Annotated in this window: 11 protein-coding genes; 9 read left to right on the forward strand and 2 right to left on the reverse strand. The window is 73.4% G+C overall.

What is annotated here, in order from left to right; translation table 11 throughout:
* The first annotated feature begins 154 nt into the window (after window positions 1-154).
* From aroQ to E2C05_RS24025, 6 genes are all read left to right on the forward strand, one after another.
* The gene (aroQ, locus tag E2C05_RS24000) at window positions 155-631 is read left to right on the forward strand and encodes a type II 3-dehydroquinate dehydratase (RefSeq protein WP_133222172.1); all 477 of its coding nucleotides are present in this window, start codon (window positions 155-157) and stop codon (window positions 629-631) included.
* On the forward strand, window positions 628-1,128 hold the full coding sequence (gene accB, locus E2C05_RS24005; RefSeq protein ID WP_133222173.1) for an acetyl-CoA carboxylase biotin carboxyl carrier protein: 501 nt from the start codon (window positions 628-630) through the stop codon (window positions 1,126-1,128). Before aroQ ends, accB begins: the two co-directional genes overlap by 4 nt.
* A 12-nt stretch (window positions 1,129-1,140) precedes the next feature.
* Window positions 1,141-2,487, forward strand: coding sequence for an acetyl-CoA carboxylase biotin carboxylase subunit (gene accC, locus E2C05_RS24010; protein ID WP_133222182.1), 1,347 nt, complete (start codon window positions 1,141-1,143; stop codon window positions 2,485-2,487).
* An 80-nt stretch (window positions 2,488-2,567) separates the two neighbouring features.
* A complete protein-coding gene (locus E2C05_RS24015; protein WP_133222174.1) occupies window positions 2,568-2,771 on the forward strand; it encodes a hypothetical protein in 204 nt (67 codons plus the stop codon).
* Window positions 2,768-3,457, forward strand: coding sequence for a leucyl/phenylalanyl-tRNA--protein transferase (aat, locus tag E2C05_RS24020; RefSeq protein WP_133222175.1), 690 nt, complete (start codon window positions 2,768-2,770; stop codon window positions 3,455-3,457). Before E2C05_RS24015 ends, aat begins: the two co-directional genes overlap by 4 nt.
* Window positions 3,454-4,212, forward strand: a complete 759-nt coding sequence (locus E2C05_RS24025) for a site-specific DNA-methyltransferase (protein WP_133222176.1) — start codon at window positions 3,454-3,456, stop codon at window positions 4,210-4,212. Before aat ends, E2C05_RS24025 begins: the two co-directional genes overlap by 4 nt.
* A gap of 173 nt (window positions 4,213-4,385) precedes the next feature.
* Here the strand turns inward: E2C05_RS24025 and E2C05_RS24030 are convergent, their stop codons facing one another.
* Window positions 4,386-4,781, reverse strand: coding sequence for a hypothetical protein (locus E2C05_RS24030; RefSeq protein WP_133222177.1), 396 nt, complete (start codon window positions 4,779-4,781; stop codon window positions 4,386-4,388).
* Between the two features lie 205 nt (window positions 4,782-4,986).
* Here E2C05_RS24030 and serA point away from each other — a divergent pair, with 205 nt between their 5' ends.
* The gene (gene serA / locus E2C05_RS24035) at window positions 4,987-6,234 is read left to right on the forward strand and encodes a phosphoglycerate dehydrogenase (protein ID WP_133222178.1); all 1,248 of its coding nucleotides are present in this window, start codon (window positions 4,987-4,989) and stop codon (window positions 6,232-6,234) included.
* A gap of 627 nt (window positions 6,235-6,861) precedes the next feature.
* Here the strand turns inward: serA and E2C05_RS24040 are convergent.
* Complete coding sequence (locus E2C05_RS24040) at window positions 6,862-7,266, reverse strand: hypothetical protein (protein ID WP_205083025.1); 405 nt, start codon at window positions 7,264-7,266, stop codon at window positions 6,862-6,864.
* A gap of 626 nt (window positions 7,267-7,892) precedes the next feature.
* Between E2C05_RS24040 and efp the strand changes: the two genes are divergently transcribed.
* Entirely contained in the window at window positions 7,893-8,459 is a 567-nt protein-coding gene (efp, locus tag E2C05_RS24045; protein WP_133222180.1) for an elongation factor P, read from the forward strand.
* 174 nt (window positions 8,460-8,633) lie between these two features.
* Window positions 8,634-9,500 (forward strand): inositol monophosphatase family protein, encoded by an 867-nt coding sequence (locus E2C05_RS24050; RefSeq protein WP_133222181.1) that lies wholly within the window; start codon window positions 8,634-8,636, stop codon window positions 9,498-9,500.
* Window positions 9,501-9,952 lie beyond the last annotated feature (452 nt).

Consider the following 9,952-nt stretch of genomic DNA (forward strand, 5'->3'; position numbering starts at 1 on the left):
GCGCGGCCCGCCATGGGATGCGGCCCGGGGCGCCGCGCCGCGCCGGCGCTGTCGCAGCCCTGCTGCCGCGCCTCCGGCGCCGGGCAGGCGCCGCTTGCGGCACGAAAACACCCCGTGCTAGCCCCCCACCCCTCACCCGTCAGGACACCCTGCCGTGACCCCGCCGCTCATTGCCGTGCTGAATGGCCCGAACCTCAACCTGCTCGGCATGCGGGAGCCGGAGAAGTACGGCCACTCGACGCTGGACGACGTGGAGGCGCTCTGCGCCGAGACGGCGGAGGAGCTCGGCCTCGCCATCGATTTCCGCCAGACCAACGGGGAAGGCGAGCTGGTGACCTGGGTGCAGGAATGCCGCGGCCGGGCGGCCGGGATCATCATCAATCCCGCCGGCTACACCACCACCTCCATCGCCCTGCTCGACTCGCTGCTGGCGGTCGGGCTGCCGGTGATCGAGGTCCATATCACCAACATCCATCGCCGCGAGGAATTCCGGCACCACAGCTATGTCTCGAAGGCCGCGACCGGCGTCATCGCCGGCCTGGGCGTCGAGGGCTATGCGCTGGCGCTGCGGGCGATGGCGGGCCTTGTCGCGCCGGCGGCGGACGAGGACGACCAGGACGACGAGGCATGAGCAACGGCATCCAGTTCGACCCGGCGGCGATCCGCGCCCTGGCGCAGATCCTGAAGGACACCGACCTGACCGAGATCGAGCTGGTGGAGAAGGACAGCCGCATCCGCGTGGCGCGCACCCTGCCCACGCCGGCGGCGCCTGCGGCGGTGCAGATGGCCTGGCCGGGCGGCATGATGGCGCCGCCCGCCGCCGCCCCCGTGGCCGCGGCCCCGGTGCCGGTCCCGGCCACGCTGGCCGAGGAGAGCATGGACCTGGCCAAGCATCCCGGCCTGATCGCGTCCCCCATGGTCGGCGTCGCCTATCTCTCGCCCGAGCCGGGGCAGCCGGCCTTCGTCACGCTGGGCGCCAAGGTGGCGCAGGGGCAGACCCTGCTGCTGATCGAGGCGATGAAGACCTTCAACCAGATCAAGGCGCCGAAATCCGGCACCGTCACGCGCATCCTGATCGAATCCGGCACGCCCGTCGAATACGGCGAGCCGCTGATGATCGTGGAGTAGCGCCGCGTGCGCATAGGCAAGGTTCTCATCGCCAACCGCGGCGAGATCGCGCTGCGGATCCACCGCGCCTGCCAGGAGATGGGCATCCGCACCGTCGCGGTGCATTCCACCGCCGATGCCGCGGCGATGCATGTGCGCCTGGCGGATGAGAGCGTGTGCATCGGCCCGCCCGCGGCGCGCGACAGCTACCTGAACGTCGCCGCCATCCTCTCGGCCGCCGCCATCACCGGCGCCGATGCGGTGCATCCCGGCTACGGCTTCCTGTCGGAGAACGCGAATTTCGCCGAGATGGTGGAGGCGCATGGCCTCGCCTTCATCGGCCCCTCGCCCGAGCATATCCGGATGATGGGCGACAAGATCGCGGCGAAGGACGCCATGCGGCGGCTCGGCGTGCCCCTCGTGCCCGGCAGCCGCGGCGCCCTCACCTCGGTCGAGGAAGCGCGTGCGGTCGCCGAGGAGGTGCGCTACCCGGTGCTGATCAAGGCGGCCGCCGGCGGCGGCGGGCGCGGCATGAAGGTGGCGCGCGACGAGACCGAGATCGAGGAGGCCTGGCGGGTCGCCCGCACCGAGGCGAAGGCGGCCTTCGGCGACGACAGCGTCTACCTGGAGAAGTATCTCGACCGGCCGCGGCACATCGAGCTGCAGGTGCTGGCCGACACGCATGGCGGCGTGGTGCATTTCGGCGAGCGCGACTGCTCCCTGCAGCGCCGCCACCAGAAGCTGGTCGAGGAAGCGGGGTCGCCGGTGCTGAGCGGGGCCGAGCGCGACGCGCTGGGCGCGCAGGTGACGCGGGCGCTGCGCGAGCTCGGCTACCGCAATGCCGGCACGCTGGAATTCCTCTGGCAGGATGGGCAGTTCGCCTTCATCGAGATGAACACCCGCCTGCAGGTCGAGCACCCGGTGACCGAGATGGTCTGCGGCATCGACCTGGTGAAGGAACAGCTCCGCGTCGCCGCGGGCGAACGGCTCGGCTACGACCAGTCCGACATCCGCTTCCACGGCCATGCCATCGAATGCCGCATCACCGCCGAGGATCCGGAGAGCTTCGCGCCGTCGCCCGGGCGGGTGACCACCTACCACGCGCCCGGCGGGCTGGGCGTGCGGGTGGATAGCGCATTGTATTCGGGCTACGCCGTGCCGCCGCACTACGACAGCCTGGTGGCGAAGCTGGTGGTGCATGGCGCGACGCGGGCGGAGGCGATCGCCCGGCTGCGCCGCAGCCTGGCGGAGATGGTGGTGGACGGCATCCGCACCACGCTGCCGCTGCACCGCGCCATCATGGAGGACCCGGAGTTCCAGGCCGGCGACTACACCATCCACTGGCTGGAGCGCTTCGTCGCGCGCCGCGCCACGGCCTGAGCGGGAGCGGATTGCGCCCTTCGTCGGGGACAGGCGGGTGATGCGTGGCGGGCGGCCACCCGGGGCGGTATAGTCGCCGCATGTCCAGCCACAGCCTGGCCCAGGCCCGCCAGACGCTGCCGGCAGCCTTCGCCACCGCCTCCGCCTGGCTGCGCCGGCTCGACGTCACGCTCCGGGCGCCGGATGCGCCGCACCCGGCCGCGTGCCGCGGCGCCGGACCGGTCCGCGGCGATGCCGGCATGGCGGCCGCCCGAATCGCGCCCCTGCCGGTCGCCGCCGCATGAGCCGCCGGCAGATCGACATCACCCCGGACCTGATGCTGCGCGCCTATCGCGCCGGGCTGTTTCCCATGGCGGAAAGCCGGCGTGGCGACCGGCTCTACTGGCTGGACCCGGAGCGGCGCGGGATCATCCCGCTCGATGCCGGCTTCCACCTGCCGAAGCGGCTGCTGCGCACCACCCTGTCCGGTCCCTATGAGGTCACGGCCGACCGCGACTTCGCCGGCGCCATCGCCGGCTGCGCCGCCCCCGCCCCGGGGCGGGAGGACACCTGGATCAACCCGGAGATCGAGTATCTCTTCCTCTCGCTGCATCGGCAGGGCCACGCCCATTCGGTCGAGGTCTGGGAGGCGGGGCGGCTGGTCGGCGGCCTCTATGGCGTGGTGCTGGGCGGCGCCTTCTTCGGGGAGAGCATGTTCAGCCGGGCCCGCGATGCCTCCAAGGTCGCGCTGGTGCATCTGGTGGCGCGGCTGCGCCTGGGCGGCTTCACCCTGCTGGACAGCCAGTTCCTGACCGAGCACCTGTCGCAATTCGGCGCGCACGAGATCCCGCGCGCCGAATACAAGCGCCGCCTGGCGCATGCCGTGACCGCGGAGGCCGCCTGGCTGCCGGCGCCCGATCCGGTGGCGCTGCAGGCGGAGATCCGTGCCCTGCGCGCTGCGTCGGGCCATCCCGGCGGCGAGGAGGCGTGACCGAGGCGGCGGAGGCGCCCGCCCCTGTCCGCCGGAAGCGCGTGCAGGGCGGGGTGGCGACCGCCGATGTCGTGCTCTCCGCCCATGCCGGCGGCAATGCCGACCTCTTCCCCCGCATCCTCGCCCTGCACGTGCCGGACGGCGCGGTCGTCGCCGACGTCACCTACGGCCAGGGCGTGTTCTGGCGGCAGGTGCCGCCCGGCCGCTACCGCCTGCTGGCCAGCGACCTGTCCACCGGCACCGATTGCCGCGCCCTGCCGCATGCCGATGCCTCGGTGGACGCCCTGGTGCTCGACCCGCCCTATATGGAGGGCCTGCTGCGGCCGAAGGCGGAGACGCGCGGCGGGCAGGGCAGCCATGCGGCGCTGCGCACCTACTATGATGCCGGCGGCGGCCGGGCGGGCCCCGGCGGCGGCCGCTGGCATCAGGCGGTGCTCGACCTCTACCTGGATGCGGCGCGGGAGGCGCGGCGGGTGCTGCGCGACCACGGCATCCTCATCGTCAAGTGCCAGGACGAGGTCAGCGCCAACCGCCAGGAACTGACGCATGTGCAGATCGTCACCGGGCTGGCGGCGATGGGCTTCTATGCGCGCGACCTCTTCGTGCTGGTGCGGCCGAACCGGCCGGGCGTGGCGCGCCTGCTGAAGCAGGTGCATGCCCGCAAGAACCACAGCTATTTCCTGGTCTTCCAGAAGGTGCCGGCGGGCCAGGACCCGGCCCGCTACCGCACCCGGGACCTGCTGCCCGGCGCCTGAGCGGGCCGCCTTGGCTGCCGCCCGGAAAGGCGCACCGGGAAGGCGGGGCCGGCGGCGGCCCCCGCGCCCATGGCGACCAGACCTCAGGCCGACCGGCCCGATCCCCCCGCCCTGCCGTCCCGCCCCTGCACGCGATGCCGCTGTCTTTCCGTCGGGAGGTCGCGGCGCCGGCGTCAGGCCTCCTCCCCGGCCATGACCAGCGCCAGCACCTCCCGGCTTGCCAGCCCGGCCGCAAGCGCGCGGCGACCCGCCCGGCTTCCGGCCAGGCGGGCCAGGCCCCGGTCGGCCAGCGCCGCGCCCCAGACCATGCCGCCCAGGCCGAGCATTCCCGCGAGGTGCACCCGGACCAGCATCTCCGCCAGGCCGCCGGCGCGCAGGCCGAGCAGCGCGGTGGCCAGCGTCAGCAGCCCCGCGGCGAAGACCCCGCCGCCCTGCTGCAGCGATTGCCGGCCGGCCTGCTCCGCCGCCGCCAGCCGCGCCTCCAGCATCGCCTGGGTCGAGGGCGGGCGGCGCGCGCCGCCGGCCGCGGGGCGCTGGCCGACCGGCGGGGGAAAGGGGGACGAGACCATGCGATGAGCCTCCGTCTTGGTACGGTGCCCGGCGATCCTTCCTGGCCGCAGCTTCCGCCGCGGGCGGCCGGCCGCCAAGCCCCGGCATGCGCCCGGCGGTGCGAGGCGGCCGCCCCGCGCCGCCGGCAGCCGCCGCCAGGGTGGACAAGCGGCAGCCCCGGGCGCAGAACACGCGCCCCCTTTCGCCCGGCCGCAGAGGCGCCGCATGTCAGACCGCATCTCCCTCCCGAAGGACCGCATCAAGGTCCTGCTGCTGGAGGGCATTTCCGACAGCGCCGTCGAGCTGCTGGCCGCCGCCGGGTACCAGAACGTCACCCGCCTGGCCAAGGCGCTGGATGGGCCGGCGCTGGCCGAGGCGCTCCAGGGCGTCCACATGCTCGGCATCCGGTCCCGCACCCAGCTGCGGGGCGCGGCGCTGGCGGCGGCCGACCGGCTGATCGCGGTGGGCTGCTTCTGCATCGGCACCAACCAGGTGGACCTGGACGGCACGCGGCTGCGCGCCATCCCGGTGTTCAACGCCCCCTTCTCCAACACCCGCAGCGTCGCCGAGCTGGTGATGGGCGAGGTGGTGATGCTGCTGCGGAACATCCCCGACAAGTCGCGCAGCGCCCACCAGGGCGGCTGGGACAAGTCGGCCGAGGGCAGCTTCGAGGTGCGCGGGCGGACCTTGGGCATCGTCGGCTACGGCAATATCGGCAGCCAGCTGAGCGTCCTGGCCGAGGCCTTCGGCATGCGGGTCATCTACTTCGACCACACCACCAAGCTGCCGCACGGCAATGCCCGCCCCTGCGGCAGCCTGCGGGAGCTGCTGGCCGAGGCCGACATCGTCACGCTGCACGTGCCGGAGACGCCGGAGACCATCGGCATGATCGGCGCCGCGGAGCTGCGCGCCATGAAGCCCGGCAGCATCCTGATCAACAACGCCCGCGGCATGCTGGTGGACCTGGAGGCGACGGCGGCGGCGCTGCGGTCGCGCCACCTGCTGGGCTTCGCCGCCGACGTCTTCCCGGAGGAGCCGGCGCGCAACGGCGAGACCTTCCAGAGCCCGGTGCAGGGCCTGCCCAACGTGATCCTGACGCCGCATATCGGCGGCAGCACGCAGGAAGCGCAGTCGCGCATCGGCCAGGAGGTCGCGCGCAAGCTGATCGAGTACAGCGACAGCGGCGCGACGGTGGGGGCGGTGAATTTCCCGCAGGTGCAGCTGCCGCCGCGGCCGACCGGCGCGCGCTGGACGCATGTGCACCGCGACGCGCCCGGCGTGCTGTCCCGCATCAACGAGGCCTTCGGCCGGCGCGGCCTGAACATCGCCGCGCAGTACTACCAGACCTATGGCGAGCTGGGGTACGTGGTGGTGGAGAGCGTCGAGGCGCGGGCCGAGGCCGAGGCGATCCTGGGCGAGTTGCGGGCGCTGCCCGGCACCGTCAGGGCGCGGCTGATCTACGAGCGGGAATAGGGCCGGCGGAGAGGCCCGGCCGCGCGTCGCCGCCGGGCCGGGTCGCCCGGGGGGCAGGGATGCCTAGGGCCGATCGCGGGACGGCGTGAACGCCCGGACGCGTGAATCCGCTCTGCAATCGATAGGATAGAGCGGATCGCGGAGGGCCGTGAACGGCCCGGGGCGTGAATCTGCTCTGAAAACAACACGCTACAGCGGCGCGGCGTTCAGTTTTGAACGCAAGCCGCTGTAGCGCGCCGGCGATGCGGCACGCCCCTGGGACGGCAGGCCAGGGGCGGCGCCGGGCGAACCCTTCACGGACCTTGCCCCGGCCCTGGCCCGCCGCGCGGCCGATCGGGTCGCGGGCGGCGGGCGCAGTTCGTCGCCACGGCCCGCTGCGTCGGCAGCGGGCCGTCCCCGGGCGCCGTCGGTATCGGGCATGTCGCGCGGATCGCCGGGGCGAATGCCGGCAGCCGGAGGCGATCGGTCAGGCAGCGCCCCGCGCGCGGCTTCGGCCGGGCATCGCGCGGCCGTGGGCCGCAAAAGGAAAGCGCCCGGATGGGGCCATCCGGGCGCGGGACGTTGCCCTGCGAACAGGGGCCGATGCAGGCCGCGCGGGCAGAGGCCGCCGCGGCCTGCGGTGGCGGCTCAGGCCGCCTCGCCCTCGCGCCGCTCCCGCTGCGCCGCGTCCTTGGCGCGGCGGCGGGCATGCGACTGCAGCCGCGCCAGGTCGGCCGCCGGCAGGTCGAAGGCCTCCAGCGCCGCATAGCAGCGATGGATCTCGGTCTGGGCAGCGAAGAAGCCGCGGATGTCGCCGCAGAGGCGGCCATGCGCCGCGGCGAGTTCCGCCGCCTCGTATTCCGCGACCGCGGCGCGGAAGGCGGCGTGCTTGGCGGGGTCGCCGGCCAGCTTGAAGCCGGGGCCGCGCTTCGGCCATTCGAGCCGCAGGGGCTCTGGCGCCGCGGGGTCGCGGGGGGCGAGGAAGAAATCGGCCGGCAGCCGCGGGAGGACCAGTGGCCGGATGCCCGGCACCGTATGCATGCGTCGTTCCATCCCAATCGCTCGCTATTCCGTGCAGCGTTTTCGGGGCCAGGGGGCACCCCGATGACGGGACCGTAAACCAATCCGCTGGGGTTGGGGAGGCGGGATGCGATGATTCCGGGGTCGTCACGCAAAGAATTTCGCGTCCTGCGTGTGGCGGCGCAGCATGGCCGACACGCAGGCGGTCCGTTCCGGAACCGGCCGCAGACCGGGCTGTGGATGGCAACCCGCAAGGCCCTGCAAGGCTTGGGGGCGGGAGACGTCGGGCGCAGGACGTTGCGACAGGCGGTCGGGTCCCGGCTGCCCGCCATTTCCTGCCGGGTGGGGCATCCGCGCCACGCCCGGGCCGTCGCGGTTCCCGTCATCGCGGTTTGGTGATGATGGTCGTTGTGCTCGGCCCCGCGGGGGCGGGCGGCGAGGCCGCCGCGAGCGGATGGCAAAAGCTCGCCCGAGATCCCGGCCGGGCGGCGCGCAGCGGCGCGGCTCCGCGCCCCCCTGGCGGGGCAGGGGCGCCCGCCCCTTCCATCCCCGTCCCCCATCGCCTAGAAGGCCGCCCTCGCCACGCCTTGCCCCAGGTCCGTCACCGGGGCTTCGGCGCGCGCCCGCTCATTCACCTCCACCCGGACAGGCAGCCCACCATGGCAAAGATGCAGGCCAACCAGATGCGTGCCGGCATGGTCATCGAATTCGAAGGCCAGCGCTACACCATCCTCAAGCAGAACATCATGATCCCGGGCAAGGGCGCCGCCGTCATCCAGGTGGAGATGCGCAACATCAAGTCCGGCGCCAAGAAGGACCAGCGCTGGCGGACGGCCGATACGGTGGAGCGGCTGGAGACGGCGGACGAGGAGTTCACCTTCTCCTACATGGACGGTGAGCAGATCGTCCTGATGCACCCCGAGACCTTCGAGCAGACGCATGTCTCGACCGGCATCCTGGGCGACCGCCTGCCCTTCCTGGTCGAGGGCATGACCGTCCAGGTCCGCCTGATCGAGGGCGAGCCGGTGGCGATGACCCTGCCGGAAAGCGTCGTTTTGGAAGTGACCGAGGCCGATCCGGTGGTGAAGGGGCAGACCGCCTCCTCCTCCTACAAGCCGGCGGTGCTGTCCAACGGCGTGAAGACGATGGTGCCGCCCTTCGTCACCGCCGGCGACAGGATCGTGGTGAAGACCGAGGACGCCTCCTACGTCGAGCGGGCGAAGTAGCCGCCAAGCCTTTCCCTCCGGTGCCGGGGCCGCCGCGCCCCGGCCACCGCCGCCGCGCCCGGCCGGGGCGCGGCCCCGGCTCGTCGCCCGGCCCGCCCGTTATCCGGCCCCGCGTCATCTGCCCGCGCGCCATCCGCGCGCCCCTGCCGCCCCCCCTCCATCGCCGGGACAGCCATGGCCCCCTCCCCCCGCCTCTCCCCCGCCCTCAACGTCGTCGTCAACGCCGTCCAGAAGGCCGGCAAGCGGCTGCTGCGCGACTTCGGGGAGGTCGAGCAGCTGCAGGTCTCGGTGAAGGGGCCGGGCGACTTCGTCTCCGCCGCCGACATCCGGGCGGAGGAGACGCTGCGCGCCGAGCTGTCGCGCGCCCGGCCCGGCTTCGCCTTCCTGATGGAGGAAAGCGGCAGCCATGGCGCCGAGGACTGGGAATGGCGCTGGGTGGTCGATCCGCTCGACGGCACCAGCAATTTCCTGCACGGCATCCCGCACTGGTGCGTCTCGGTCGGGATCGAGAAGCGGATCGCCGAGGACCGCACCGAGATCATGGCCGGCGTCGTCTACAACCCGGCCGCCGACGAGATGTTCTGGGCCGAGAAGGGCGTCGGCGCCTTCCTGAACGATCGGCGGCTGCGGGTCTCCGGCCGGCGCGACCTGAAGGAGGCGCTGTTCGCCACCGGCATCCCCTTCGCCGGCGTGCCGCGCAAGGCGGAGTTCAGCCAGATCCTCGCCAAAATCATGCCGCAGGTGGCCGGGGTGCGCCGCTTCGGCTCGGCGGCGCTTGACCTCGCCTGGACCGCGGCCGGCCGCTACGACGGCTACTGGGAGCTCGGCATCAAGAAGTGGGACATGGCGGCCGGCCTGATCCTGGTGCGGGAGGCCGGCGGCTTCGTCACCGACCCCGAGGGCGGCGACCCCTATGCCGAGGGCAATGTGGTCGCCGGCAACACGACCATGCAGCCGAAGCTGCGCGAGTTCGTGCAGGAGGGCATCGGGTCGGTGGCCTCCGCCCGCCCCCGCGCGCCGGAGGCGCCGGCCGCCGGCTGATCCCACCGGCCCGCGCGCCGCACCGGGGGCGGTCGGCTGGGAGCCACGAGGTACCGGGCGGCGCCCGCGCGGGACCTGGCGGCAGCAGCGGTGCGCCGCAGCGCGGGCGCCCATCGAGGCCGGACGGCGGCGCCAGGGCAGGCCCTTCGCCGCGGGCGCGATCCGCCGGCGCCGGCCGGCGGCCATCCCGCGCCGGCATCGGCCTGCTTCCGCCCGAAGGCCGGCCTGCGCCGGAAAATGATCGGCGGCAGGCTTTCATCTCAAAGGCTTGGGCGGCCGGGGCAGTGGCCGAACCGGGGAAAGTCTGCTTACTGTCGGCAGGATCGTTCGGGGACGGATTCGAGGGTGTCGGGAAGCAGGACCTGCCCGGGCATGGCGGGGCGGTGGCGCAGGCCGGCCGGGGCGCGTCGCGCGGCGCGGCGCCCGCGCGCCTGGGCGCTCGCCCTGGCCCT

Origin of the sequence: Paracraurococcus ruber (assembly GCF_004353985.1) — a bacterium.
Taxonomy (GTDB): domain Bacteria; phylum Pseudomonadota; class Alphaproteobacteria; order Acetobacterales; family Acetobacteraceae; genus Paracraurococcus; species Paracraurococcus ruber.

Excerpts from the sequence above, each read along its gene's own strand:
- E2C05_RS24015 (WP_133222174.1), top strand. The coding sequence starts at position 2,568 with ATGTCCAGCCACAGCCTGGCCCAGGCCCGCCAGACGCTGCCGGCAGCC.
- efp (WP_133222180.1), top strand. The coding sequence starts at position 7,893 with ATGGCAAAGATGCAGGCCAACCAGATGCGTGCCGGCATGGTCATCGAA.
- E2C05_RS24050 (WP_133222181.1), top strand. The coding sequence starts at position 8,634 with ATGGCCCCCTCCCCCCGCCTCTCCCCCGCCCTCAACGTCGTCGTCAAC.
- aat (WP_133222175.1), top strand. The coding sequence starts at position 2,768 with ATGAGCCGCCGGCAGATCGACATCACCCCGGACCTGATGCTGCGCGCC.
- serA (WP_133222178.1), top strand. The coding sequence starts at position 4,987 with ATGTCAGACCGCATCTCCCTCCCGAAGGACCGCATCAAGGTCCTGCTG.
- accB (WP_133222173.1), top strand. The coding sequence starts at position 628 with ATGAGCAACGGCATCCAGTTCGACCCGGCGGCGATCCGCGCCCTGGCG.
- E2C05_RS24040 (WP_205083025.1), bottom strand. The coding sequence starts at position 7,266 with ATGGAACGACGCATGCATACGGTGCCGGGCATCCGGCCACTGGTCCTC.
- E2C05_RS24030 (WP_133222177.1), bottom strand. The coding sequence starts at position 4,781 with ATGGTCTCGTCCCCCTTTCCCCCGCCGGTCGGCCAGCGCCCCGCGGCC.